At 67.5% G+C, this 24,854-nt stretch carries 21 protein-coding genes; 12 read left to right on the forward strand and 9 right to left on the reverse strand.

From position 1 onward, the window contains the following. Positions 1-44 precede the first annotated feature (44 nt). Positions 45-1,448: a phage tail protein gene (locus KEC55_RS27540; RefSeq protein WP_282508264.1), complete on the reverse strand. Its 1,404-nt coding sequence runs from the start codon at positions 1,446-1,448 to the stop codon at positions 45-47. A 108-nt stretch (positions 1,449-1,556) separates the two neighbouring features. Continuing rightward, complete coding sequence (hpnA, locus tag KEC55_RS27545; RefSeq protein ID WP_011353724.1) at positions 1,557-2,564, reverse strand: hopanoid-associated sugar epimerase; 1,008 nt, start codon at positions 2,562-2,564, stop codon at positions 1,557-1,559. A 155-nt stretch (positions 2,565-2,719) separates the two neighbouring features. Between hpnA and KEC55_RS27550 the strand changes: the two genes are divergently transcribed. From KEC55_RS27550 to KEC55_RS27560, 3 genes are all read left to right on the forward strand, one after another. Next, positions 2,720-3,016: an acylphosphatase gene (locus KEC55_RS27550; RefSeq protein ID WP_027781702.1), complete on the forward strand. Its 297-nt coding sequence runs from the start codon at positions 2,720-2,722 to the stop codon at positions 3,014-3,016. Positions 3,017-3,032: 16 nt separating this feature from the next. Next, positions 3,033-3,932 carry an EamA family transporter RarD gene (rarD, locus tag KEC55_RS27555; protein WP_176047729.1) on the forward strand — a complete coding sequence of 300 codons (900 nt, stop codon included), beginning with the start codon at positions 3,033-3,035 and terminating at the stop codon, positions 3,930-3,932. A gap of 407 nt (positions 3,933-4,339) precedes the next feature. Beyond that, positions 4,340-5,464: an OpgC domain-containing protein gene (locus KEC55_RS27560; RefSeq protein ID WP_282508265.1), complete on the forward strand. Its 1,125-nt coding sequence runs from the start codon at positions 4,340-4,342 to the stop codon at positions 5,462-5,464. A 46-nt stretch (positions 5,465-5,510) separates the two neighbouring features. Here the strand turns inward: KEC55_RS27560 and KEC55_RS27565 are convergent, their stop codons facing one another. After that, a complete protein-coding gene (locus tag KEC55_RS27565) occupies positions 5,511-5,717 on the reverse strand; it encodes a hypothetical protein (protein ID WP_282508266.1) in 207 nt (68 codons plus the stop codon). 119 nt (positions 5,718-5,836) lie between these two features. Next, positions 5,837-7,357, reverse strand: a complete 1,521-nt coding sequence (locus KEC55_RS27570; protein ID WP_282508268.1) for a peptide MFS transporter — start codon at positions 7,355-7,357, stop codon at positions 5,837-5,839. Between the two features lie 500 nt (positions 7,358-7,857). Between KEC55_RS27570 and KEC55_RS27575 the strand changes: the two genes are divergently transcribed. From KEC55_RS27575 to KEC55_RS27605, 7 genes are all read left to right on the forward strand, one after another. After that, complete coding sequence (locus KEC55_RS27575) at positions 7,858-8,439, forward strand: cupin domain-containing protein (RefSeq protein WP_021162455.1); 582 nt, start codon at positions 7,858-7,860, stop codon at positions 8,437-8,439. A 179-nt stretch (positions 8,440-8,618) separates the two neighbouring features. Beyond that, positions 8,619-10,229 carry a peptide ABC transporter substrate-binding protein gene (locus KEC55_RS27580; protein WP_282508270.1) on the forward strand — a complete coding sequence of 537 codons (1,611 nt, stop codon included), beginning with the start codon at positions 8,619-8,621 and terminating at the stop codon, positions 10,227-10,229. Positions 10,230-10,240: 11 nt separating this feature from the next. Continuing rightward, on the forward strand, positions 10,241-11,179 hold the full coding sequence (locus KEC55_RS27585; RefSeq protein ID WP_282508271.1) for an ABC transporter permease subunit: 939 nt from the start codon (positions 10,241-10,243) through the stop codon (positions 11,177-11,179). 13 nt (positions 11,180-11,192) lie between these two features. Next, positions 11,193-12,095 carry an ABC transporter permease gene (locus tag KEC55_RS27590; protein ID WP_282508272.1) on the forward strand — a complete coding sequence of 301 codons (903 nt, stop codon included), beginning with the start codon at positions 11,193-11,195 and terminating at the stop codon, positions 12,093-12,095. A 1-nt stretch (position 12,096) separates the two neighbouring features. Then, positions 12,097-13,089: an ABC transporter ATP-binding protein gene (locus KEC55_RS27595; protein WP_282508273.1), complete on the forward strand. Its 993-nt coding sequence runs from the start codon at positions 12,097-12,099 to the stop codon at positions 13,087-13,089. Beyond that, positions 13,086-14,105, forward strand: a complete 1,020-nt coding sequence (locus tag KEC55_RS27600; protein ID WP_282508275.1) for an ABC transporter ATP-binding protein — start codon at positions 13,086-13,088, stop codon at positions 14,103-14,105. The genes KEC55_RS27595 and KEC55_RS27600 overlap by 4 nt, the downstream gene beginning before the upstream one ends. A 164-nt stretch (positions 14,106-14,269) precedes the next feature. Then, entirely contained in the window at positions 14,270-15,742 is a 1,473-nt protein-coding gene (locus tag KEC55_RS27605) for an OprD family outer membrane porin (RefSeq protein ID WP_282508276.1), read from the forward strand. A gap of 58 nt (positions 15,743-15,800) precedes the next feature. Here KEC55_RS27605 and KEC55_RS27610 read toward each other — a convergent pair whose 3' ends face one another. From KEC55_RS27610 to KEC55_RS27620, 3 genes are all read right to left on the reverse strand, one after another. After that, positions 15,801-16,796: a DedA family protein/thiosulfate sulfurtransferase GlpE gene (locus KEC55_RS27610; protein ID WP_282508277.1), complete on the reverse strand. Its 996-nt coding sequence runs from the start codon at positions 16,794-16,796 to the stop codon at positions 15,801-15,803. A 154-nt stretch (positions 16,797-16,950) separates the two neighbouring features. Further along, positions 16,951-17,220: a hypothetical protein gene (locus KEC55_RS27615; protein ID WP_282508278.1), complete on the reverse strand. Its 270-nt coding sequence runs from the start codon at positions 17,218-17,220 to the stop codon at positions 16,951-16,953. Between the two features lie 274 nt (positions 17,221-17,494). Beyond that, complete coding sequence (locus tag KEC55_RS27620) at positions 17,495-19,852, reverse strand: phosphocholine-specific phospholipase C (protein WP_282508279.1); 2,358 nt, start codon at positions 19,850-19,852, stop codon at positions 17,495-17,497. A 587-nt stretch (positions 19,853-20,439) separates the two neighbouring features. Between KEC55_RS27620 and KEC55_RS27625 the strand changes: the two genes are divergently transcribed. After that, complete coding sequence (locus KEC55_RS27625) at positions 20,440-20,940, forward strand: GNAT family N-acetyltransferase (protein WP_282508280.1); 501 nt, start codon at positions 20,440-20,442, stop codon at positions 20,938-20,940. Between the two features lie 248 nt (positions 20,941-21,188). After that, complete coding sequence (locus KEC55_RS27630) at positions 21,189-22,787, forward strand: thioredoxin family protein (RefSeq protein WP_282508281.1); 1,599 nt, start codon at positions 21,189-21,191, stop codon at positions 22,785-22,787. A gap of 39 nt (positions 22,788-22,826) precedes the next feature. On the opposite strand, the gene KEC55_RS27635 is transcribed toward KEC55_RS27630, so the two are convergent. Beyond that, complete coding sequence (locus KEC55_RS27635) at positions 22,827-23,078, reverse strand: DUF4148 domain-containing protein (RefSeq protein WP_282511443.1); 252 nt, start codon at positions 23,076-23,078, stop codon at positions 22,827-22,829. 342 nt (positions 23,079-23,420) lie between these two features. Further along, positions 23,421-24,824 carry a GntP family permease gene (locus tag KEC55_RS27640; protein WP_176047715.1) on the reverse strand — a complete coding sequence of 468 codons (1,404 nt, stop codon included), beginning with the start codon at positions 24,822-24,824 and terminating at the stop codon, positions 23,421-23,423. Between the last annotated feature and the right edge of the window lie 30 nt (positions 24,825-24,854).

Consider the following 24,854-nt stretch of genomic DNA (forward strand, 5'->3'; position numbering starts at 1 on the left):
ACCGGTCGGGCCGTTGCGTTTTCGGCGGTGCTACCTGCCGGCGCTTACCGCTGGGTCAGCATCATGTACATCTGGACCACGACGTCCGGCGAGAACGTGAACGGCACCCAGCCGTAGCCGGTGTGGCGGGCCACCAGCAGGCGATCGCCGTTCGACTGCTTCTGCACGGCCATCATCGGGTTCTTCGTCGTCACGAAACGCCAGCCGGACGGGATGCCGGGCGGCGGCTCCGGCTGCATCGACGCGCGTGCGTGCGCGAGTTCCTCGATGAGCTGGCCAAGTTGCTCCGGATGCAGCGTGATCGACTGGCCGTTGACGGTCAGCGTGAGTTCGTTCTGCGTCGGACGCGACACGTGCAGCGTCGCCTTGTCAGCGGCGACCGGCGCGGCCTCGACCTCGGTCACGGGTTCGGCTTGCGCCGCCGGGACGAGTGCGGTTTCGGCAACAACCGGTGCGTCGACGACGTCGAGCGTTTCGGTCGCAGCCGGCGAGGCCGCGTTCACGACCGGTTCCGCCGCCGGCGTATCCGCCGGTGCCGGGTCGACGACCTCGGCCGCCACCGCACGGTCGGCAACCGCGTTCGTCGCGGCTTCCTTGACGACGGCCTCGACCAGCGCCTCGGCGTCGGCAATGGCCTTCGCGTGATGCTGCGCGGCGGCTTCGGCCTGCGCGATCGCTTCCGTATGGCGCTGCGTGACGGCCTCGGCTTCGGCGGTCGCGTCGGCGTGGCGTTGCGCAGCGGCTTCGGCCTGCGCGATCGCTTCGGCGTGGCGCTGCGTGACGGCTTCGGCCTCGGCGGCCGCAGCGGCGTGACGCTGCGCGGTAGCCTCGGCGTCGGCGATCGCCTGCGTGTGACGTTGTGCGAGCGCTTCGGCCTCGGCAATCGCGGCCGTGTGGCGTTGCGCGGCGGCTTCGGCTTCGGCGGTCGCTTCCGCGTGGCGCTTCGCGGCGGCCCCGGCCTCGACGGTCGCGGCCGCATGACGTTGCGCGGCCGCATCGGCGTCGGTCGCGGCGGCGTGATGACGCTGCGCGGCGGCCTCGGCTTCGGCGATCGCAGCCGCGTGGCGCTGCGAGGCGGCTTCGGCATCCGCGTGACGCTGCGCGAGCGCTTCGGTCAGTGCGGTGGCTTCCGCATGGCGCTGCACGGCCGCTTCGGCCTGCGCGGCGGCATCCGTATGACGTTGAGCGGCAGCTTCGGCCGTGGCGGTCGCGTCGGCGTGGCGCTGCTGCGCGGCTTCCGCGTCGGCGGCAGCGGCCGTGTGGCGCTGCGCGGCGGCCTGCGCTTCGGTTTCCGCGGCGGCGTGACGTTCGGCTGCGGCCTGGGCTTCCGCCGCGGCGGCGCGCGCGAAGGCTTCCGCGCTGCGTGCCGCCTGCTGTGCGGCGTGGTGATCGTGGAGGAGCTGATCGACGCCCGTGGTGAGCGAAGCGATCTGATCGTTCAGGTTCATGCGTGTCTTCTCTGCGTAAGACCCGCGATTTTACCCGCTGCGCCGGCGCCGGTCCGCGCGGGACGTGTAACAAAGTGCGCAAAGCGGCGCGAGCCGCGCCGCTTTGTGTTACTTCAGGTAGCCCGCCGAGCCGAACCAGTCGAGCGCGTCGCGCAGTCCTTCGCGGTACGGACGCGCACGGTAGCCGAGCTCGCGCTCGGCCTTCGCCGACGTGAAATACATCTTGTTCTTCGACATCCGCAGCCCGTCCACGGTGACGAACGGTTCCTTCTTCGTGAACTTCGCGACGGCTTCTGCGCCGACCGCGAGCGGGTACAGCGGCCAGCGCGGCAACGCGATCGTCGGCGCCTTGCGGCCCGTCATCTGTGCGATGTCGGCGAGCATCTGCTGCAGCGGCAGGTTCTCGCCGCCGAGGATGTAGCGTTCGCCGATCCGGCCGCGCTCGAGCGCGAGGAAGTGGCCGTGCGCGACGTCGTCGACGTGCACGAGGTTCAGCCCCGTGTCGACGAACGCGGGAATCTTGCCGAGCGCGGCTTCGACGATGATGCGGCCGGTCGGCGTCGGCTTCACGTCGCGCGGGCCGATCGGCGTCGACGGATTGACGATCACGGCCGGCAGACCTTCGTCGGCGATCATCCGCTCGACCGCGCGCTCCGCGAGCACCTTGCTGCGCTTGTACACGCCGATCGCCTGCTCGGCCGTGAGCGGCCGGTTCTCGTCGGACGGATCGCCGGCGCTCGTCACCTTCAGCGTCGCGACGCTGCTCGTGTAGACGATCCGCTCGACGCCCTCCGCGCGGGCCGCGCGCATCGTCGCGACCGCGCCCTCGAGGTTCGCGCGCTCGATCTCGTCGGGGTCCGGCGCCCACAGCCGGTAGTCGGCCGCGACGTGCAGCAGGTAGCGCACGCCGCGCAGCGCGGCGCGCATCGACGCCTCGTCGCGCATGTCGCCGGTGACGATCTCGGCATCGAGATCCGCGACGTTCGTGCGCGGGCTGGTCGGGCGCACGAGCACGCGCACCGCATAGCCTTTCTGCTGCGCGATGCGTGCGACGGCCGAGCCGACGAAACCGGACGCGCCGGTGACGAGAACGAGATCGCGGGAGGTATCAGTCATGCGTTTCCTTCAGGGCCGCGCGCGGGGCGGCGCGGCGGTTGAGCGTCGGCGAGATTGTACGTGGTCGGCACGCGCGGCGACGCCTGGCCGGCGCGTGTGCGAAGCCGCCGACGCGACTACAATGCCGGGCTTGAATGCAACGGGAGGGCGACGCGATGAGCCGCAATGAACTGGACGAACGGATCGAGACCTACTACGTGCGGGTGCGCGGCGTCGTGCAGGGCGTCGGTTTCCGTCATGCGACGGTGCGCGAGGCGCATGCGCTGAAACTGCGCGGCTGGGTCGCGAATCTCGAGGATGGCACCGTCGAGGCGATGATCCAGGGGCCCGGCGCGCAGATCGACCGGATGCTCGCGTGGCTGCGTCACGGGCCGCCCGCCGCGCGCGTGACCGAAGTGACGTTCGAGGAGCGTCGGACCGAAAGGCGCTTCGAGCGTTTCCAGCAACAGTAAGCGGCGCAGAACAATCATGACGGGGTATCCGGAAGCCGGGCGCGGCCTCATGCTGTCGGTGATGGCGTCGACGCTGTTCGCGCTGATGTCGGCTTACGCGAAACTGCTCGCGCCGCTCACGGGGCTCGACATCTTCGCGTGGCGCGTATTGTGGACCGCGCCGGGCGCACTCGCGCTGATTGCGCTGCGCGGCCGCTGGCCGGCGCTCGTCGAGCTTGCGCGGCGCACCGTGCGCGACTGGCGCCTGCTGATCGCGCTGCCGGTGAGCGCGGCGCTGCTCGGCGTGCAGCTGTGGCTGTTCCTGTGGGCGCCGCTGCACGGCCGCATGCTCGAGGTGTCGCTCGGCTATTTCCTGTTGCCGCTGACGATGGTGCTCGTCGGCCGCTTCTACTATCACGAACGGCTCGACCCGCTGCAGTGGGCGGCGGTTGCGTGCGCCGCGCTCGGCGTCGCGCACGAAGTGTGGGCGACGCGCGCGTTCGCGTGGCCGACGCTTGTCGTCGCGCTCGGCTATCCGCCGTATTTCGTGTTGCGCCGGCGGATCAACGCCGATTCGCTCGCCGCGTTCGCGGTCGAGATCGCACTGCTGTGCCCGATCGCGTTCGCGATGGTCGCGACGAGCACGACCCGCGTCGCGGAGCATCCGGTGCTGTGGGCGGTGTTGCTGCCGGGGCTCGGCGTGCTCAGCACGCTCGCGCTCGCCAGCTACCTCAAGGCGAGCCGGATGCTGCCGATGGCGCTGTTCGGGATCCTCGGCTACGTCGAACCCGTGCTGCTCGTCGCGGTGTCGCTGCTGCTGCTCGGCGAGACGCTGAGCGTCGCGAAGCTCGCGACGTACGGGCCGATCTGGGTCGCCGTCGCGCTCACCGCGTGGCACAGCGCGATGCTGATGCGGCGTCTGCCCGCACGCGGATAAGCGCCGATCGCGATGCCGCGGCCGCACGGAACGCGCCGCGCATCGCGTATCGATCGACGATCGAACCGCGCTCGTTCAGCGGTCGAATGCATCGAGGCTGACCGCAAGCTGGCGTCGCGCTGACGTGAATCTGGCGACGCCGACCGCTTTGCTCCACATGGCTTGCGCGTGTAATCGAACAGAAGATTCGGTTGCACTTTGTTACTTAGGGTCTCCCCCGATCGGCCATTAGACTGGCCTGACCGACTTCCCTTCGTATGCAGCTTTTCAATGAACGGTCATCTCCGTGCCTGGCCAGCCGGGTCGGCGCGATGCGAGCATACGCGTATCGCCGCTGATCGCGCTCGCCTTCTTCTTCCCGATCCCTCCCACGGTGCGTGCCGCACCGTCGTCGTGCCGGTGCGCTCATGTCGTTGAGCCCGCCGTCTTCCGCCACGGTCCAGTCGCTACGCAGCGGCCGCCTGATCGAAATCGACTTTTTCCGCGGGCTCGTGCTGTTGATGATCGTCGTCGATCACATCGGTGCAAGCGTGCTGTCGCGCGTGACGCTGCATGCGTTCGCGCTGTGCGATGCCGCCGAGGTGTTCGTGTTTCTCGGCGGCTTCGCGACCGCGAGTGCGTACGGCGCGATCGCCGAGCGGCATGGCGCGCGCGCCGCGCAGCGGCGGTTCGTGCGTCGCGCGATGCAGATCTACCGCGCGTTTCTCGCGACGTCGACGCTGATGCTGGTCGTGTCGGCCGTGCTCGACCACTATGGAATCGATGCGCCGAACCTCGCGCTCGACGACGTCAGCGTGATGCTCGCGTCGCCGCTCACGGGCCTCGCCGAATTGCTGACGTTCCAGCGCCAGCCGTATCTCGCGTCGGTGCTGCCGATGTACGTGCTGTTCGCGCTCGCGTCGCCGGTGCTCGTGCCGTTCGCGCGCCGTCGTCCGTGGCTGCTCGTCGCGCTCAGCGTCGCGTCGTGGGTCGCGGCCGGCTGGCTCGGCCCCGAGCTGCTGGATACCGACGGCTTCCGCTGGAGCTTCAACCCGTTCGCATGGCAACTGATGTTCGTCGTCGGCGTGCTTGCGCGCTGCCAGCCGTTTTACCGGCACGTCGCGCTCGGGCGCTGGGGCGCGGCGGCGACCGGGCTCGCGTGCGCGATCGTGCTCGGTTGTGCGAGCTACAAGCTGTTCTCGGGATTGCCGCTGCCCGAAGGCGTGTTCAAGCGCGACCTCGCGCTGCCGCGCGTCGTGAGCTTCGCGGCCGTCGCGTGGCTGATGGCCGATTGCGTGCGCTTCGGCTGGATCGCACGGATTGCGCAGGGGGTGCGGCCCGTCGTGGCGGTCGGCCAGCGCGGGTTGATCTGCTTCGTGGCGGGCGCGGCGATTTCGCTCGTCATCGATTCGCTGCTGCATCCGGTCGTACGCAGCGCCGATCTGCGGCATGTCGGCGTGGGCCTCGTGGCCGACGCGTGCGCGCTCGGGCTGATGATGGCCGTGGCCGGTTCGGGAACGTGGATCGCGCGGTGGCGCAGTGCGGCCGCGTAAGCGGCGCGGGAGGCGGTGCGAGCGGCACGGCGTGTGCCGCGCGGCGTCAGTGAGGTGAGCCGATACGGGAGCGGGGCACGGCGGTTGCGTCGTCGGATTCGGCGTCGTCGCGTTCGTCCTGCGCGGGATCGTCGTGTTCCGCGAGTACCGCGTCGGCTTCGGCTGCGGCCCGGGCGGCGCGCATCGCGGTGCAGCGCTGAGCGTGCCGGATGTCCGACAGTATCCTCAGCAGCCTCGTTGTCTTGCTTTTCATGGTTTTCTCCCGCCAGGCGCATCGCGCGAAGCGGATGCTTGTCCTGCAACCAGTGTAGGACGCGTTCGCGTGCCTGGCGGGAGAATGTGGCGTGCAGGCCGCACGCCAAGGGATAGTACTTACTGGGCCGCTGCGACGCCCTGCGTCTGCAGGGCTTCCTCGCGACGCTCTTCCGCGCAGCGCTGATGCTGGCGCGACAGGCGGTTCATCAGCGGCAGCAGCAGCAGGGCGAGCACCATGCCGATCGCGGCGAGCCAGCCGAGCTTCTCGAACAGCGACAGGTAGAGCGGCAGCGATTCGGTGGCCGGCAGTTCGTGCGACGGCATCTGCGCGAAGTTCGCGACGACGCTGCCCAGATACTGCGACACACCCGTCGCGACGAAATATGCACCCATCATGAAGCCGCTCATGCGCGCCGGCACGTAGCGGGCGATCATCGCGAGGCCGAGGCCGCTCACCAGCAGTTCGCCGAGCGAGTAGAGGCCGTAGCCCCACACCATGAACCACGACGACACGCGGCCGTCCACGGCATAGCGCCCGCTGATCGTGAACACCAGGTAGCCCGCGGCAACCGCGCCGAAGCCGAGCGCGTACTTCGCGGCGACCGGCAGGTCGCGGCCGCTTTTAGCGACGGCGTTGTAGACCCACACGAGCAGCGGGCTCAGCAGCATGATCCAGATCGGGTTCAGCGCCTGGAACTGCGCGGCGCTCCACGTGAACAGCGTCGTGTCGAACAGGATGAAGCGCGGATCGACGTTGCGCAGCGCGAACAGCGTCAGCGACGTCGACATCTGCACGTAGAAGATGAAGAACAGGATCACCTGGCCGATCAGCACGAGTGCCGCGATCAGGCCTGCGCGCTCCGAGCGTTCGGACTTCGCGATCATGTAGGCGAAGATCGCGAGGATCGCGAACGCCGCCGTCCACACGCTGGCCACGGCGAGCTGCTTGTGCTGCAGCACGTACAGCGTGACCAGTGCGAGTGCGACGCCACCCAGCGCGACCGCGCCGAGGCGCTTCCAGCGGATCGGTTCGTCGTCCGGCTGCGAGCCGACGTGTGCGAGCGTGCGATGCATCAGCATGAAGTTGAGGATCGCGAGCAGCATGCCGCCGCAGCAGACCGCGAATGCGGCGTGCCAGCCCCAGTGATCCTTGATCCACGGCGTCGCGAGCATCGACACCGTCGAGCCGATGTTGACCGCCATGTAGTAGATCGTGAACGCGCTGTCGATGCGCGCGTCGTCGCCTTCGTAGATGCGGCGCACGAGGTTCGCCGCGTTGGCCTTGAACAGGCCGTTGCCGACGACGATCACGCCGAGCGACGCGTACATGTACGTCAGTTGGTCGTTCGGTACCGCGAGCATCAGGTAGCCGGCGCACAGCACGGTCGCGCCGATGATCATCGTGCGACGGGCGCCGAGCACCTTGTCGCCGATCCAGCCGCCGATCGACGGCGCCGCATAGACGAGTGCGGTGAACGCACCCCAGGTCAGGTTCGCATGGCTGTCGGTGAAACCGAGCCGGTCGACCATGAAGAGGACCAGGAGCGCGGCCATACCGTAGTAGCCGAAGCGCTCCCACATTTCGATGAGGAAGACCGTCGTGAACGATCGGGTTTGTGAAACAGGTGAATGCATCATCAATCTCGGTTGAAACGGACGGCACGGATCGCGCGTCGTCTTGGGGTCGAACTGGCGCCGTTGCGCAATGGGCCGGGTAAGCTTTGCGCTGGCGATGGAACAGTCGGGCGGATTAGCCCGGGCCGGGGTCGGACACCGCCTGGTGGGGCGGGGAAGGTCCCCGACCGGCGCGCGCATGGTAACGGTTGCCGGTCCGGTGCGACAGGTGTGCGCCACCTAGGGAAACTCCCGATGTGGCAGCAGCTTTCAGGAACATTCGTCTCATCATCTATTTGTAAGAATCCGCGCAGGTCCTCCGAAGATTCCCGGAGAGCCGCTTGCAGCTTGCCTGTGAAGCCGGCGAGTCTGGCAAGATAGCGCGTCGTTTCGCTCGCCTCGTGCTCCGTTTAGTGCACCGGGCTCAACACCGGAGACGTGTGCGAACCCGAAGACTAAGCTATATCGATCTAACTTAGTTATTTTCCATCAAACATTTTTTGACGATCACTTTTCGGCCTGCTATGGTTCCCCCCACTGAAAACTCGCGGTCCGCAGACGCTGCCGCCGCACTGGGCAGCAAGATTCGCGCGTTGCGCCAACGACTCAAGCGCACGCTCGACGACACCGCTACCGCCGCGGGGATTTCGAAGCCGTTTCTGTCTCAAGTCGAGCGCGGGCTCGCGTCGCCGTCACTGACGTCGCTGGCCGGTATCGCACACGCGCTCGGTGTGACGGTGCAGTACTTCGTGGATACGCCGAGTGAAGAACGCTCGGTCTGCCGAGGCGAGCAGCTGCGCTTCTTCGGGTTTGCCGATTCGGCGAACCTGTTCGCGAGGCTGACGAACGTGTCCGAAGGGCGCCAGCTGGAGGCGATCCTCGTGAGGATGCCGCCGGGGCAGAAGCGGTCGGAGGTGACGACACATGCAGGAGAGGAGTTCCTGTATGTGATTGAAGGGGAAGTGTCGCTGACGCTGGAAGGCAAGACGTTCGTCCTGCAGGCCGGCGACAGTTCGCACTATCAGTCGACGGTGCCGCACAGCTGGGTCAACACCGCGAAGATCGAGTCGGTGGTGGTCTGGGTGGGTACACCGAGGCTGTTCTAACGCACAGGTATTCCTTCGTTTCGAAGACGGGATGCCTGTCGAAAGAAACGTAAGGAATACTAAAATGCTACACGAGAATCACGGGCCTCCTCAATCGCTGCACCCGTCAGCGTCTCACGCGTAATCCGCGGCATCCGCCGCGCGACGCTCACCGAACAACCCTTCTCAAGACTGCCACGATGAAATCCTTGCATGCCATGTCGGCCGTGCTGGCCGCGCTCGCCCTGACGCCTGTCGCCCACGCCGTTTCCGTTCCGTCGAACGTCGCGCTCGCTCCTCAACAGGACCTGACGCGACAGGTGCCCGCCGAAGTCGAGTCGCTCGACCCCGCGCACATCGAATCGTGGACCGGCAACACGATCGGCCTCGACCTGTTCGAAGGGCTGGCCCGCATCGATGCGGCCGGCCAGGTCGTGCCGGGTGTCGCGCTGTCGTGGGAACGCAAGACGCCGACGACGTGGATCTTCAAGCTTCGCCATGACGCGAAGTGGAGCAACGGCCAGCCGGTGACGGCCGCCGATTTCGTCTATTCGTGGCAGCGCCTCGTCGATCCGAAGACGGGCTCGAAGTACACGATCCTTGTCGAATTCGTGAAGAACTCGAAGGACATCATCGCGGGCAAGGCCGCGCCGTCGACGCTCGGCGTGCGTGCCGTCGATCCGTACACGCTGGAAGTGACGACCGACGTGCCCGTCGCGTTCTTCCCCGAGCTGACGGCGATGGTGCCGCTCGCGCCGGTGAACAAGGACACGGTGACGAAGCTTGGCGACGCGTGGACGCGCCCGGGCAACATCGTCAGCAACGGCGCGTACCAGCTCGTCGACTGGCAGCCGAACAACCGCATCGTGATCTCGAAGGATGCGAAGTACTGGAATGCGCCGAAGGTCGTGGTCAACAAGGTCACGTACCTGCCGATCGAGAGCGACGAGACGGCGATGCGCATGTACCAGGCCGGCCAGATCGACTACAGCTACTCGATCCCGTCGGGGATCTTCCAGCAGGTCAGCAAGCAGTTCGGCGGCGAACTGCGCCAGGGCCTGCAGCTTGCGACTTACTACTACTACCTGAACAACAACGATCCGGCGCTGAAGGACAAGCGCGTGCGCCAGGCGCTGTCGATGGTGCTCGATCGCGACGTGCTGACGCAAAAGCTCACGCAAGCCGGCGAGAAGCCGATGTACGGCCTGATGCCGAACGGCACGAAGGGCGTGCAGCCGTTCACGCCGGACTGGGCGTCGTGGCCGATGGCCAAGCGTGTCTCGGCCGCGAAGGACCTGCTGAAGCAGGCCGGCTACTCGGATGCGAAGCCGCTGGCGTTCACGCTGACCTACAACACCAACGACCTGCACAAGAAGGTCGCGCTGTTCGCGGCGTCGGAATGGCGCACCAAGCTCGGCGTCAACACGAAGCTCGAGAACGTCGAGTTCAAGGTGCTGATGAAGGAGCGTCATGACGGCAAGGTGCAGATCGCGCGCGACGGCTGGTTCGCCGACTACAACGACGCGATGACGTTCTTCGACCTGCTGCGCTGCGGCAGCGCGCAGAACACCGTCGGCTACTGCAACAAGCAGGCCGACGCGCTCGTCGACGAAGGCAACCAGAAGCTCGACGACAAGGCGCGCGCCGCGCTGCTCACGCAGGCGCATGACATGGCGCTGAACGACACGCCGATGGTGCCGCTGTTCCAGTACTCGGCCGATCGTCTCGTGAAGCCCTACGTGGGCGGCTACTCGCTGAAGAACGTGATCGACATGCGTGCTTCGCAGGACATGTACCTGATCAAGCACTGAGCGGAGCGATCATGCTGGCCTACGCATTGAGGCGCACGTTGTGGGCGGTGCCGACGATCCTCGCGGTCGTCACCGTCTGCTACCTGCTGCTGCATTTCACGCCCGGCGGTCCGTTCGATACGGAAAAGCAGTTGTCCGCCGCGACGCTCGCGAACCTGAACGCGAAGTACCACCTCGATCAACCGTTGTGGAAGCAGTACCTGATGTACCTCGATTCGCTGCTGCATGGCGATCTCGGTCCGTCGTTCCGCTACGTCGACTGGTCGGTGAACGACCTCGTGATGAAGGCGCTGCCCGTGAGCCTCGGCGTGGGCGGCGTGTCGATCCCGATCTCGATCGGGCTGGGCGTGCTGCTCGGCACCGTCGCGGCGGTACGCCGCGACAGCTTCGTCGACCGCGTCGTGATGCTGATCGGCAACGTCGGCAACGTCGTGCCGCCGTTCGTGCTCGGCCCGGTGCTCGTGTGGATCTTCGCGATCCTGCTGAAGACGTCGGCCGGCAACGGCTGGCTGCCGGCGGGCGGCTGGGGCGACGGCGGCTGGCAATACCGGCTGCTGCCGATCGTGCTGCTGACCTTCATCAACATGTCGCTGCTCGCGCGGGTGATGCGCGGCTCGATGATCGAGACGTTGTCGAGCAACTACATCCGCACCGCGCGCGCAAAGGGCCTGCCGGGCTCGACGATCGTGCTGCGCCATGCGCTGAAGCCCGCGCTGATGCCGGTCGTGTCGCTGTTCGGCACGGTCTGCATCTCGTCGATCACGGCGGCCGTCGTCACCGAATCGGTGTTCGCGCTGCCGGGCCTCGGGCAGCTCGTCGTGAACGGCGCCATCAACCGCGACTACACGCTGGTGCTCGGCCTCGTCGTCCTGACCACCGTCTGCGCAGTGCTGTTCAACCTGCTGGTCGACCTCGCATATGCGTGGCTCGATCCGCGCATCCGTTATTGAGCGAGGCACCGCGATGACTCCGACTACCCCCGTCGTCGGTCTGCCCGTGCAGACCGATTCGCCGCCGCGTTCGCGCTCGCCGCTCGCGCTCGCGATGGCGCGTTTCCTTCACAACCGCGCAGCCGTGTTCAGCCTCGTGCTGCTGGCGCTGGTCACGCTCGCCTGCTTCGTCGGCCCGTGGCTGCTCGCGGCCGATCCCGCCGCGAGCGACTGGGGCGCGATCAGCCTGCCGCCGACCTGGGCGAACCAGCACTGGTTCGGCACCGACGAGCTCGGCCGCGACCTGCTCGTGCGCACGCTGATCGGCGGCCGCGTGTCGATCGAGGTCGGCGTGCTCGGCACGCTCGTGTCCGGCCTGTTCGGCGTCGCATGGGGCGCGACCGCGGGCTTCGCGGGCGGCCGCGTCGACTCCGTGATGATGCGCATCGTCGACATGATGTACGCGATCCCGTACCTGCTGATCGCGATCCTGATGATGACCCTGTTCGGCCGCTCGTTCATGCTGGTCGTGCTGACCATCAGCGCGTTTTCGTGGATCGACATGGCGCGTGTGGTGCGCGGCCAGACGCTGTCGCTGCGCAACCGCGAGTTCGTCGATGCGGCGCGCGCGATCGGCGTGACGCCGGCCTCGATCGTGCTGCGCCACGTCGTGCCGAACCTGCTCGGCGTGGTCGTCGTGTACGCGACGGTCTCGGTGCCGGGCATCGTGCTGACCGAATCGGTGCTGTCGTTCCTCGGCCTCGGCGTGCAGGAGCCGATGACGAGTTGGGGCGTGCTGATCCAGGACGGCGCGCAGAAACTCGAATCCATGCCGTGGCTGCTGCTGGCCCCGGCCGTCATGCTGTGCGTGACGCTCTATTGCGTGAACTTCGTCGGCGACGGCCTGCGTGACGCGCTCGACCCGAAGGATCGCTGAAATGGCTGCACTGCTTGAAGTAGACAACCTCGGCGTGCGCTTCACGCGCAAGGACGCACCGCCGATCGACGCCGTGAGCGGCGTGTCGTTCTCGCTCGAGGCCGGCAAGACGCTCGGCATCGTCGGCGAATCGGGCTCGGGCAAGAGCCAGACCGTGATGGCGCTGCTCGGCCTGCTGGCCGGCAACGGCACGACGACCGGCGCCGCGCGCTACCGCGGCGACAACCTGCTCGACATGGACACGCGCGCGCTGAACGCGGTGCGCGGCGACCGGATCGCGATGATCTTCCAGGATCCGATGACGTCGCTCAATCCGTTCCTGACGATCGAGCGGCAGATGACCGAGACGCTGCAGCTGCATCGCAAGCTGTCGCGCAAGGAAGCCACGAAGCGCGCGATCGAGGCGCTCGAATCGGTGCGCATTCCCGACGCGGCGCGCCGCATCCGCATGTATCCGCACGAGTTCTCGGGCGGCATGCGGCAGCGCGTGATGATCGCGATGGCGCTGCTGTCCGAGCCGGAAATCCTGATCGCTGACGAGCCGACCACCGCGCTCGACGTGACCGTGCAGGCACAGATCATCGACCTGCTGCGCGAACTGAACCGCGAGCGCGGCACCGCGATCGTGTTGATCACGCACGACATGGGCGTGGTCGCCGGCCTCGCGGACGACGTGATGGTCATGTACTCGGGCCGCACCGTCGAATACGCACCGGCCGAATCGATCTTCGCGGCGCCGTCGCATCCGTACACGATCGGCCTGCTCAATGCGCTGCCGCGCCTGACCGACGCGGACGATGCGCCGCTCGTCGCGATTCCCGGCAACCCGCCGATGCCCGGCACCGCGCCGGCCGGCTGCGCGTTCGCGAAGCGCTGCACGTATGCGGAAGAACGCTGCGGCGCGACGCGCCCCGCGCTCGAAACCTATGGCGCCGTGGGCGCGGTGCGCGCCTGCCACCGCCCGGTGGCCGATCTGACGGGAGGTCTGCGATGAGCGTCAATGAACGCCGCGATGCCGGCGCGACGGGCGACACGCTGCTGTCCGTCGACAATCTGAAGGTGCATTTCCGCGTGCCGCTCGGCGGCTATCCGTGGTCGCCGAAGGGCACGCTGCGCGCGGTCGACGGCGTGTCGTTCGACGTGAAACGCGGCGAGACGGTCGGTCTCGTCGGCGAATCGGGCTGCGGGAAGTCGACGCTTGCGCGCGCGCTGATCGGCCTCGTGCCGATGACGGCCGGCACGGTGAAGTGGCGCGGCGACGCCGTCACGCCTGATCACCTGCGCGGCACAGCGATGCGGCGCGAAGTGCAGATGATCTTCCAGGATCCGCTCGCGTCGCTCGATCCGCGCATGACGATCGAACAGGTCGTGGCCGAGCCGCTCGTCACGCACCAGGCTGGCCTCGGCCGCGCCGAAGTGCGCCGCCGCGTGGTCACGATGCTCGAACGCGTCGGCCTGAACGCGCATCACCTGCTACGTTATCCCCATGAATTTTCGGGCGGGCAGTGCCAGCGCGTCGGCATCGCACGCGCGCTGATCGGCGAGCCGAAGCTCGTGATCTGCGACGAACCGGTGTCGGCACTCGACGTGTCGATCCAGGCGCAGATCGTGAACCTGCTGCGCGATCTTCAACGCGAACTGTCGTTGTCCTATCTGTTCGTGGCACACGATCTCGCCGTGGTGAAGGCGATCAGCCAGCGTGTGCTCGTGATGTATCTCGGCCGCGTGATGGAGTTCGGCACGCGGCATGACGTGTACGGCGTGCCGCAGCACCCGTACACGAAGGCGCTGCTCGATGCGGCGCCGACGCCGGAGCCGGCGCGCGAGCGTGCTCGCCGTCCGATGCTGCTGGCGGGCGAGATGCCCTCGCCGCTCAACCCGCCGTCCGGCTGCGCGTTCCGCACGCGTTGCCCGGTCGCGATCGACGCATGCGCGCAGGACGTGCCGCTGCCGGAAGTTCGGCAGGGGTCGGCGGCGCGTGTCGCGTGCATCCGTGCGGGTGTGGCGTGAAGTGAAGTAGCTGGGCAAATAAAACCAGGCAGGTCAACAGGGGCAGTGGCGGCGCGAATGATCTTCGCGTCGCGGGTAAAGGCGCGTCCTTAACCGGGCGCGCCGGGGGGCCGGGAGCGGATCGCGACTGGCGTGGACGGATATCAAACAAGACGAGAATGACGATGAAAAAACAGAAGACGATCGGGACGGCATCGAAGATGCTGCTTGCATGGGGACTGCCGGCACTCGCAGGCGTCTCGCTGACGGGCGTGGCGCACGCCGACGACGCGGCGCCCGCGCCGCTGACGATGGCGCAGGCCGCACCGGCCGCCGGTACGGCCACGACCGTTGCGCAGGCATCGACCCCGAACGCCATCATCAACGCCGAAGCGACCCAGGCCGTCACGCCGCCCGACGAGCCGTCGGCGCAGTCGAAGTCGAAGGGCTTCATTGCCGACAGCCATCTCGACTTCCTGTTCCGCAACTACTCGGACGTGCTCGACAGCAAGGGCGGGCCGCATCGCCACGCGTGGGTCCAGGGCGCGATGGCGAACTTCGAGTCGGGCTATACGACGGGCCTGATCGGCATCGGCTTCGACGCATCGCTGTATGCGGCGCTGAAGCTCGACGGCGGCCAGGGCGCCGGCAGCATGGTGCACATCGCGAAGGGCGGCGGCGGCGGCAACCAGCTCGCGTGGGCGTACCCGGGCATCTACGACATCAAGGCGCGTATCTCGAACACGGTGGTCAAGTACGGTCTGCAGGCCGTCGACAACCCGTTCATGGAGCAGCACGACAATCGTGCGCTGCCGCCGACGTTCCTCGGTGCGACGATCGTCAGCAATGAATTCAAGAACGTGATGCTCGAGGCCGGCAGCTTCACGAAGACCGACGCGCGCGGTCACACGACGCTCACCAACCTGACGACGCAGTACGGCGGCACGCGCATCAACCGCCTGTCGTATGTCGGCGGCACGTGGGACTACTCGCCGAACGGCGAAGTCGCGCTGTACGCGAACCAGGCCGACGACGTGTGGCACCAGTACTACGCGTCGGTGAAGCACAGCATCGGCAGCCCGCAGACGATCAAGTGGACCGGCTTCGGCAACGTCTACTCGACGCATGACACGGGCGATGCGCTGCAGGGCAAGATCGACAACAACGCATACAGCCTGTCGGTGGCCGCGCAGCACGGCCCGCACGAGCTGCTGCTCGGCTTCCAGCAGGTGCTCGGCGACCAGTTCTTCGACTACCTGAACGAAACGAACGGCATCTTCCTGACCAACTCGATGGACGTCGACTACAACGCGCCGCACGAAAAGTCGCTGCAGCTGCGTTACACGTTCTACGGCAAGGAAGCGGGCCTGCCGGGCTTCAAGGCGATGGTCTGGGGCGTGACGGGCTGGGGTGCGGACGGCAGCGCGGGTGCGGCCAACGACCCGAGCAAGTCGAGCATCTACTGGAGCAACGGCGCGCCGGTGCAGGGCCGTCACCACGAGTTTGGCTTCATCCCGTCATACACGTTCCAGAGCGGCAAGCTGAAGGACACGAAGGTCACGTTCATCGCGATGTGGCACAACGGTTCGGCGCACTACTCGGACGCAACGAACCGCGAGTACCGTCTGGTCGTGAACCTGCCGCTGCACGCGTTCTGATCGAAGAAGGGGGACACCGGTTCCCCCGCATCGCGCAGCCGGCCTGACAGCAGTGCGCTCAGGCCGGCTTGTGCAACCCCGCGACGGGATCGTTCGCTGCGGGCATTTCTTCCGCGAGCGACGTGAGCTGGCGGCCCGTGTCGCGCCATGCGTCGAGGCCGCCGCGCAGCGCAAGCGCATCGGTGAAGCCTGCGTCGAGCAGTCGCTTCGCCATCAGTGCGGCCGTCACTTCGTTCGGGCACGAGCAATACACGACGAACTTCTGCGAGAACGGATAGCGCGCGACGATGTCGGCGATCTGCCGCTCGTCGGCGAACTGCGCACCGGGAATCGAGAACGGGTCGAGCTTGCGGTGTTCGGGCGAGCGCACGTCGAGCACCACCGGCGCGGCGTCGTCGCGCAGCAGGTTTTCGAGTTCGTCGACGCCGATTCGCGCATGGGCGAGCTGGCGGATCAGTGCACGGCGGCGCATCCAGCGCACGGCCGCATAGATCGCCAGCAGCGCGACGATGACCAGCAGCACCGCGCGGCCGAGATGGCTCGCGCCGGCGAACAGCCAGTCGATCTGCTGGCAGAACACGATGCCGGCGACCAGCCCGACGATCGTCCACAGTGCGGCGCCGAGCGCGTCGTAGCCGGCGAACGTGCGATAGCGCGTGCCGAGCGCGCCGGCCATCGGCACCGACACCAGCGACAGGCCGGGAATGAAGCGCGCGACCGCGAGCACGCGCACGCCGTAGCGGCCGAAGAAGCGTTCGGTCTTTCTCACGCACGTATCGCGCGACAGCGACAGCCGGCAGATCGTCTTCAGCGTCGTGCCGCCGTAGCGCCGCCCCGCGATGTACCAGACGGTGTCGCCGATCAGCGCGCCGAACACCGACAGCGCCACCACCGTCACCAGTTGCGAGCCGATCATTTCCGGGTGCATCCCGGCCATCGCGCCGAACAGCACGAGCGTCGGCATCGCGGGCACCGGCAGGCCGATGGCCGCCGCGAGCACGTTGGCGAACACGAGAAGCGGCCCGTACTGGGCGACGAGGTCACGTAGGAGCATGACGGCTGGCCGAAAAGGAAACGCGTGGGCAGGAAACACAGATGGGCCGATTATCGGCCTTTTTCAAGACAACCGCGGGAATGACGGAAAGCGCCTGACGGCGGCAGGGGGATGCCGGTGAGCCGGCGCGCTGCGCGCGGCTCACCGATCGGAATCAGGAGAGGGTGCGGGCGAGCGAGGCGGCGCCGTGGTTTTCGCCGGGCAGCTCGGCGCCGTGCGAGCGGATCGCCGCGATCAGTTCGGCCGGCGTGATCTCGTAGCGGACCTCGCGGTGGATGCCGGGCTTGCGTTCGTCGATCTCGATCAGCAGCACGCTTTTACCGTCGCTCGTTGCTTCCAGCCGCAGCGAGCGCAGTTCGCGGCCGTCGGCCGGGTCGTGTTCGGTGAGCAGGGTCATTGCCCCGGATGAGCCGGTAGTGCGCATCGAACCTATCCTCGTATCGTGTCGTGGATGCCGTAACGGCAAAGATGACTTTGTTGAATACAGCTTCACGCAGTTTAACGCGAACGGGCCGCAAGACGGAGCATTTTCGTGCGGTGAAATGAGGGCTACACCACCGATCCTTCTGATGTTTGAGCCAAGCCGGGCGGGCGTTTCAGCCGGATCGGCCGCCGCCGCGGCCGGCGCGTGACCGGCGTTCGCGGCCGTGACGGCGCGCGCGGCGACACGCGGTGCGATGCGTGTCGCCGCGGCGGCGTCAGAAGCGGTCGGCGAGCCCCATCGCCGGGTCGCTGACCGAGTGGCGGCCGGTCTCGACGCGGCCGGCCACGCGGCGCGAGAAGCTCGCGTCGCTGTCGGCGGTGACGATGAAGTCGTACCAGTGGCCGGTCGAGTCGAGTTTCCAGTGCAGCTCGGCCTGGTCGCCGGCCCGTACCGTGACGGTCCACGTGGTACCGGTACCGGTACCGTGGCCGTTACCGCGGCCCTGGCTGTTGCCGTCCTCGTCGCCATGGCCATGACCGTGGCCGTCGCTGCCGCCGCGGCCGGACAGCGGGCCGTAGACCTGGTTCGACTTCACCGTGAAGCGCACCGTGCCGCCGCCGTCGTTGCGCAGCCGCAGGTGGAGGTTACCGCTCGCGCCCGCGTAGCCGACGCGCACTTCCGGCTGCGGCGCGCGGGCGCCGGCGAGGCGGCTCAGGTCGCCGGTGAAGCGGCGGTGATAGCCGTTCGGGCCGAGCACCCACAGGTCATATTTACCGCCGTTGTCGGCGCGCGCGGCCCAGTCGCCGTGCAGCGTCTTGCCCGGCTCGACGACGTAGCGCTGCGGCAGCCGGTCGAGGTGCAACTTGTCATAGACGTGAAACACGGCGGCGGCGCGGCCCGTGTTCGCGAATTTCAGCGTGACCGTCCCGGCGCCGGCATCGGTGCGCGCGCTCGCATGCAGCTCGTAGGGCAGCGCACGCGACGGGCGCACGCCGGTGGTTTGGGTGGGCAGGGCCGGGGAGGTCGGCGGCACGATCTTCGGCGCGGCCTGCTGCGCGGCGCTCAGCGCGTCGACCTGGCTTTTCGTCGTATGGCCCGCGAGCGTCGGCAGCGGTTCGTTGTTCGGCGAGTGGAAGTTGAATGCGCTCGTCAGGTCGCCGCACACCGCGCGGCGGTACGCGCTGATCTGCGGCTCCGCGACGCCGAAGCGCTTCTCGAGGAAGAGCAGCGTCGACGTGTGGTCGAACACCTGCGAGTTGACCCAGCCGCCGCGGCTCCACGGCGACACGATCCACATCGGCACGCGCGGGCCCGGGCCGTACGGACGGCCGTCGCTGGCCGGCTGGCTCGACGTGGCCGGCGTGAAGTCGTGGTATTCGGCGGCGACATCGGTATCGCGCAGCGTATGGCCGCCCGCGAGCGTGCCGTCGGCGTTGCGCGACGGCACGGCCGGCGACGGCATGTGGTCGAAGAAGCCGTCGTTCTCGTCGTAGTTCACCAGCAGTACGGTCTTGCTCCACACCTCCGGGTTCGCCGTCAGCGCATCGAGCACGGCCTGCACGTACCAGCCGCCCTGCGCGGGGCTCGACGGCCCCGGGTGTTCGCTGTACGCGGACGGCGGGATGATCCACGACACTTCCGGCAGCGTGCCGTTGCGGATGTCGTCGCGCAACGTTTCGAGAAAGCCGTACGGCATCGTGTTGCCGAAACCCTTCGCGAGCGGGCTCAGCGGATCATCGATCGCCGGGTCGTAGAACGCGCCGGCTGCCGTCACCGGCTGCGTGATGTCCGTCGACGCGACGTAGGCGGGCCGGCGCGCGGCCGGCATCTGCTCGATCGCCGCGCGCCAGTGGCGGAAGCTCATCATCTCGTTGCAGCCGAAGTTGTCGATCAGGCTCTGGTAGACCTTCCAGTTCACGCCGGCCTGCTGCAGCCGGTCGGCATAGGTCGTCCAGGTCCAGCCCTGGCTCGACGGGCCGATGTCGTTGCCGCCGTTGAACTGGTTGTTCAGCGCGGCGATCTTCACACGGCTGCCGTCGGCCGGGCTGACGCCGTTCGGGCCGTTGGTGCCGCTCCAGTAGAACAGGCGGTTCGCGATCGTGCCCGTGTGCATCCCGCAGTGGTAGTGGTCGCACAGCGTGAACGCATCGGCGAGCGCGCGCTGGAACGGCACTTCCGCCGCGTCGTAATAGCCCATCGACAGCGGCGTCTTCGCGTCGGGCCAGCGGTTCATCCGGCCGTGATCCCACGCAGCCTGCGCATCGGCCCACGTGTGCGGCGTGCCGCCCGCGCGCTGCGCGTTGCCCTGGCTCGCGTCGAGGTGATACGGCGTCACGGTCGTGGCGGGCGTCGCCTTCGTGTACGACTGGTAGAACACGTCGCGGCCGTTCGGCGACGGCACCGCGAAGCGGTCGCCGTAGCCTCGCACGCCCTTGAACGTGCCGAAGTAGCTATCGAACGCGCGGTTCTCCATCATCAGCAGCACGACGTGCTTGACGTCCTTGATGGTCCCCGTTTCATGAAACGCGGGGATCGCGAGCGCGCGGCGGATGCTCGGCGGAAACGCGGACAGCGCGGCGGCAGCGAGGCCGGAAGTGGCGGTCTGCTGAAGGAATTTACGGCGTGACGTCATGGCGTTCGGATCCTGTGATGGTGGGAGCGTTCGTGACTTCGTCTGGGGCGCCCGTGCGTCGTCCCCCCTGGGACGATCCGCGCTGCGTGTGCGTTCGGGTGCGTCGGCTGCATGTGGCGGAGGTGCGCGCATCGCGTTCGGCACGCGGTGTCGAGCGAAGGCAGCGGCCGTCGTCGTGATCCCGTGCGCCGCGCGCTCGTGATGCGCGGGGCAGGGTGTCGGTGTCGGCACACACCGGCCCGGCGCATGCCGGGCTGGGCGGCGCCTAGTCTAGGGAGACGACATGACGTCGACGTGATGAAGGCGTGACATCGCATGTCGCGTTTATGACGTTGCGTGCGCAACGATTTGCCAAGGCGCGATGCGTGATCGAAAAAGGTAAGAAATTACCGGGCGGAACATGCGCGACCGGTCAGAATTTTCCGGATTCCGCTCGAATCCATGGGCCACGTTCGTTGCGGGTGCAACTTGACGCGAGGCGACGTGACACCCATGTTTCAAATGCGTGAAATCGGATAAGCTCGACACATTGCCGCGCACACGCGCAGTCCGCGCCTTCAGCGCGATTTTTCGGAACCGGCCCACCCATGACCGACATCACGATCCGGCACAGCGAGACGCACGACGTCGACGCGATCCGGCAAATCGCCGCGCATCCCGCGGTGTACAGGAATACGCTGCAGTATCCGTTTCCATCGCTCGAGAAATGGCAGAAGCGGCTCGCAAACGCGCACGAGCGCGGCGTGAGCCTCGTCGCCGAAATCGACGGCACGGTGGTCGGCCATCTCGGCCTCGAGTTCGAACCGAATCCGCGCCGGCGCCATGCCGCGGGGCTTGGCATGATGGTCGACGCGGCCCGGCATGGGCACGGCATCGGCACACGGCTGCTCGCGGCCGCGATCGATCTCGCGGAAGGCTGGCTGAACCTCACGCGTCTCGAGCTGACCGTATTCACCGACAACCGCGCGGCGATCGCGCTCTACGAGAAGCACGGTTTCCGGATCGAAGGCGAATCGCCGGGCTACGCGTTGCGTGACGGCGTGCATGCATCCGTGTATCACATGGCGCGGATCAAGGGCCGCGAGTGATGCGCGTGCGGACGCGCATGTGAGCACATGCGCCGGCGCATGCCGCGCGTCATATTCATTCGAGAATTCGTTCGTTTTCCACTGGCTTCACGCGTCGTATCGTTGAACGATTTGCCGGCCGTTTCGGCCGGCGTTCGCTTTTTCCGATTCGACGCCGGCTTGGCGTGGCGTTGCACACCGCGCCGGCTTCATCGTCGTCGCTTCACGGCCATCGTTTCGCGCCGTCTCTTTCAACGGAACCCGCTTCGATGAAAACCGCCCTCCGGAATCTGACCGCCGCCTGCCTGTTCGCCACCGCCGCGGGTGCGGCGTTTTCCGCTGCCACGCCCGCCGGCGCTCCGGTGGCGAGCGCATCGCCAGATGGCGCACATTTGCCGCCCGGTATCGCGTGGCAGCACGGCGACGTCGATGCCGCGTTCGCGCTCGCGAAACGCACCGGCAAGCCGCTGCTGCTGTACTGGGGCGCGGTGTGGTGCCCGTCGTGCAACCAGGTGAAGTCGACGATCTTCAGCCAGCAGGCCTTCAAGACGCGCTCGTCGTTCTTCGTGCCCGTGTATCTCGACGGCGATACCGAAAGCGCGCAGAAGCTCGGCGAGCGTTTCAAGGTGCACGGTTATCCGACGATGATCCTGTTCCGCCCGGACGGTACCGAAGTGACGCGGCTGCCGGGCGAAGCCGATCTCGACCGCTACATGCAAGCGCTGTCGCTCGGGATGACGGCGGCCCACCCGGTGCGGCAGACGCTGGCGACGGCGCTGAAGAACGGCGCGTCGCTGACGCCGGACGAATGGCGCCTGCTGGCCGACTATTCGTGGGACACCGACGGCGCACTGCCGGTGCCGGCCGATCGCGTCGCCGAGACGCTGCAGTCGCTCGCGCAACGCGCGCGGGCGGCCGGTGCGAAGGCCGAAGCGGCACGCTTCGCGTTGAAGTCGGCGGTAGTCGCCGCATCGGACGATCCGGCGCAGGCCGGTGCGCTCGACAAGGCGGCGCTTGCCGATTCGCTGCGCACCGTGCTGCACGATCCGGTGCTGTCGCGGGCCGATTCGGACGTGCTGGTCGCGGCGCCCGCGCGCGTGGTCGCGTATCTCGGCAGCGACGACGCGCAGCGCGCGAAGCTGCGCGGCGCGTACGACACGGCGCTCGCGCGCCTGTCGACCGACACGACACTGTCGCCGATCGACCGGCTGATGGCATTGCACGGCCGCGTGCTGCTCGCGCGCGACGACGCGCGCAAGGGCGCGCCGCTCGCCGCACCGGCGCTGGCCGATACCGCACGCAAGCAGATCGCCGCGTCGGTGCAGGGCGCCGCGAACGCGTACGAGCGGCAGGCGCTCGTCAGCGAAGGCGCGGACACGCTGACCGACGCGGGGCTGTACGACGAGTCGGATGCATTGTTGAAGGCCGAGCTGCCGCGTTCGTCCACGCCGTACTACTTCATGTCCGGGCTGGCCGCGAATGCGAAGGCGCGCGGCGACAAGGCCGCCGCGCTCGACTGGTATCGCAAGGCATACGACGCGGCGAGCGGGCCGGCGACGAAGCTGCGCTGGGGCGCCACCTACTTTGCGAATGCGGTCCAACTGGCGCCGGACGATTCGGCACGTATCGAGGGGATTGCCGCGAGTGTGCTCGCGCAGGCCGACAAGACCCGCGACGCGTTCTACGGCGCGAACCTGCGCGCGTTGACCAAGGTCGTCACGCAACTGAACCGCTGGCGCGGCAGCGGCGCGCACGATGCGTCGGTCAGGTCGGTCGTGAAGCAGTTCGACGGCGTATGCGGCAAACTGCCCGCGGGCGATCCGCAGGCAGCGGCATGCGCGAAGCTGATCCAGCCCGTGAAGGCGTAACGACGCAGGGGTGCATCGTCGAGCGGGCCGGACGCTGGATTACTGGCCCGACTCCGACGACGCGCCGCGGTCACTGCCGTATCCGGCGTCGTGCTGGCGGGCTATCTTCGCTTCGGCGGACACGATGCTGGCCGGGTAGAACCAGTCGCTCGACTGGAAGCCGGCCTGTTTGAGCGCCTTGACTTCGGCGCGCACCTGCGCGCGCGTCAGCGGCTGGTTCGACTGGGCTTGCGCGGCGAGCGGGGCCGAGATGGCGAGAGTAATGGCAACGGCTTGGATCAGGCGCTTCATGATCGGGACCTCCAGGATTCCGGTGAATCGCTGCACTTCGTTCGTCGAAGCGCCGTGCGACGTTGAACCCAGTGTAGGCCGGAGCACGCGTGCGAAAAATGCGATCGCGCCCAACGCAGTGTTTTGTTGCGGGTAACAATGGGTGTGCCTGGGCGGACGCCGAATCGCGGCGCGGCCGCTACGCAAGCGCCCGGCGGGTACGGATTCGACCGGGTTCGCGAGCGGGGCAATGAAATCGGACCGGGTGCGAATTCCGGAATCCGTTCCGGTTCGCATGCGGTCCGATCCTGAAGCGCAGGTGCGGCGGGAGGCGGCGTACGAAACGCCGCCCCGGGCAGGTACTTACACGAGCCCCGTCGTGTAGTACACGGCGATCACGAAGAACACGGCGAGCGTCTTGATGACGGTGACCGCGAAGATGTCGCGATACGACTCGCGGTGCGTGAGGCCGGTGACCGCGAGCAGCGTGATGACCGCACCGTTGTGCGGCAGCGTGTCCATGCCGCCGCTGGCCATCGCGACGACCCGGTGCAGTACGTCCATCGGAATGTTGGCGGCCTGTGCGCCCTTGATGAACAGGTCCGACATCGCGGCGAGCGCGATGCTCATGCCGCCCGACGCGGAACCCGTGATGCCGGCGAGCGAGCTGACCGACACGGCTGCGTTGACGAGCGGGTTCGGGATGCTCTTCAGCGCATCGCTGACGACGAGGAAGCCCGGCAGCGCGGCGATCACGCCGCCGAAGCCGTATTCCGACGCGGTGTTCATCGCGGCAAGCAGCGCGCCGCCGACGGCGGCCTTCGAACCGGCGGCGAAGCGGTCGCTGACGCGCTTGAACGCGGTCAGCACGACCAGCACGATGCCGAGCAGCAGTGCGGCCTCGACCGACCAGATCGCGACGACGGTCTTGATCGACGCCGTGACCGGCGCATGCACGCCCGGCAGCACGTCCGGCGCGACCGTGTACGACGCGGCGCCGTACCACTGCGGGATCAGCTTCGTGAACGCGAAGTTCGACACGCCGACGAGGATCAGCGGCAGGATCGCCAGTGCGGGATTCGGCAGCGACGTCGCCTCGACGCGCTCCGGCTCGTTGACGAGCGACGTGCCGTAGCCTTCGCCCTTCGCCATGGCCGAACGGCGGCGCCATTCGAGATACGTGAGGCCGACGACGATGATGAACAGCGAGCCGATCGTGCCGAGCGCGGGCGCGGCCCAGGCAGTCGTCTTGAAGAACGTGGTCGGGATGATGTTCTGGATCTGCGGCGTACCGGGCAGCGAATCCATCGTGAACGAGAACGCGCCGAGCGCGATTGCGCCGGGCATCAGCCGCTTCGGGATGTTGCTCTGGCGGTAGAGTTCGGCGGCGAACGGATAGACCGCGAACACCACGACGAACAGCGAGACGCCGCCATAGGTGAGCAGCGCGCACACCGCGACGATCACCGCATTCGCGCGCGAGCGGCCGATGTAGCGGATCGCCGCATGGACGATCGACTCGGAGAACCCGGACAGTTCGATCACCTTGCCGAACACGGCGCCGAGCATGAAGACCGGGAAATACAGTTTGACGAAGCCGACCATCTTCTCCATGAAGATGCCGGAGAAGACCGGTGCGACGGCGGCGGGTTCGGTCAGGAGCACCGCGCCGAGCGCGGCGATGGGCGCGAACAGGATCACGCTGTAGCCGCGATACGCGGCGAACATCAGGAACGCCAGCGCGGCGAGGACGATCACGAAAGACAAGGGAGTCTCCTAATGGCTTTGGTTGTTGTT

Origin of the sequence: Burkholderia cepacia (assembly GCF_029962485.1) — a bacterium.
GTDB lineage: Bacteria > Pseudomonadota > Gammaproteobacteria > Burkholderiales > Burkholderiaceae > Burkholderia.

What these genes read in the sequence shown, in the direction of transcription:
- KEC55_RS27575 (WP_021162455.1), top strand. Translation starts at nt 7,858, where the DNA reads ATGGTTCCCCCCACTGAAAACTCGCGGTCCGCAGACGCTGCCGCCGCA.
- KEC55_RS27570 (WP_282508268.1), bottom strand. Translation starts at nt 7,357, where the DNA reads ATGATGCATTCACCTGTTTCACAAACCCGATCGTTCACGACGGTCTTC.
- KEC55_RS27540 (WP_282508264.1), bottom strand. Translation starts at nt 1,448, where the DNA reads ATGAACCTGAACGATCAGATCGCTTCGCTCACCACGGGCGTCGATCAG.
- KEC55_RS27615 (WP_282508278.1), bottom strand. Translation starts at nt 17,220, where the DNA reads ATGCGCACTACCGGCTCATCCGGGGCAATGACCCTGCTCACCGAACAC.
- KEC55_RS27605 (WP_282508276.1), top strand. Translation starts at nt 14,270, where the DNA reads ATGAAAAAACAGAAGACGATCGGGACGGCATCGAAGATGCTGCTTGCA.
- KEC55_RS27590 (WP_282508272.1), top strand. Translation starts at nt 11,193, where the DNA reads ATGACTCCGACTACCCCCGTCGTCGGTCTGCCCGTGCAGACCGATTCG.
- KEC55_RS27600 (WP_282508275.1), top strand. Translation starts at nt 13,086, where the DNA reads ATGAGCGTCAATGAACGCCGCGATGCCGGCGCGACGGGCGACACGCTG.
- KEC55_RS27630 (WP_282508281.1), top strand. Translation starts at nt 21,189, where the DNA reads ATGAAAACCGCCCTCCGGAATCTGACCGCCGCCTGCCTGTTCGCCACC.
- KEC55_RS27550 (WP_027781702.1), top strand. Translation starts at nt 2,720, where the DNA reads ATGAGCCGCAATGAACTGGACGAACGGATCGAGACCTACTACGTGCGG.
- KEC55_RS27610 (WP_282508277.1), bottom strand. Translation starts at nt 16,796, where the DNA reads ATGCTCCTACGTGACCTCGTCGCCCAGTACGGGCCGCTTCTCGTGTTC.
- KEC55_RS27580 (WP_282508270.1), top strand. Translation starts at nt 8,619, where the DNA reads ATGAAATCCTTGCATGCCATGTCGGCCGTGCTGGCCGCGCTCGCCCTG.
- rarD (WP_176047729.1), top strand. Translation starts at nt 3,033, where the DNA reads ATGACGGGGTATCCGGAAGCCGGGCGCGGCCTCATGCTGTCGGTGATG.
- KEC55_RS27560 (WP_282508265.1), top strand. Translation starts at nt 4,340, where the DNA reads ATGTCGTTGAGCCCGCCGTCTTCCGCCACGGTCCAGTCGCTACGCAGC.
- KEC55_RS27620 (WP_282508279.1), bottom strand. Translation starts at nt 19,852, where the DNA reads ATGACGTCACGCCGTAAATTCCTTCAGCAGACCGCCACTTCCGGCCTC.
- KEC55_RS27595 (WP_282508273.1), top strand. Translation starts at nt 12,097, where the DNA reads ATGGCTGCACTGCTTGAAGTAGACAACCTCGGCGTGCGCTTCACGCGC.
- KEC55_RS27585 (WP_282508271.1), top strand. Translation starts at nt 10,241, where the DNA reads ATGCTGGCCTACGCATTGAGGCGCACGTTGTGGGCGGTGCCGACGATC.
- KEC55_RS27635 (WP_282511443.1), bottom strand. Translation starts at nt 23,078, where the DNA reads ATGAAGCGCCTGATCCAAGCCGTTGCCATTACTCTCGCCATCTCGGCC.
- hpnA (WP_011353724.1), bottom strand. Translation starts at nt 2,564, where the DNA reads ATGACTGATACCTCCCGCGATCTCGTTCTCGTCACCGGCGCGTCCGGT.
- KEC55_RS27565 (WP_282508266.1), bottom strand. Translation starts at nt 5,717, where the DNA reads ATGAAAAGCAAGACAACGAGGCTGCTGAGGATACTGTCGGACATCCGG.
- KEC55_RS27625 (WP_282508280.1), top strand. Translation starts at nt 20,440, where the DNA reads ATGACCGACATCACGATCCGGCACAGCGAGACGCACGACGTCGACGCG.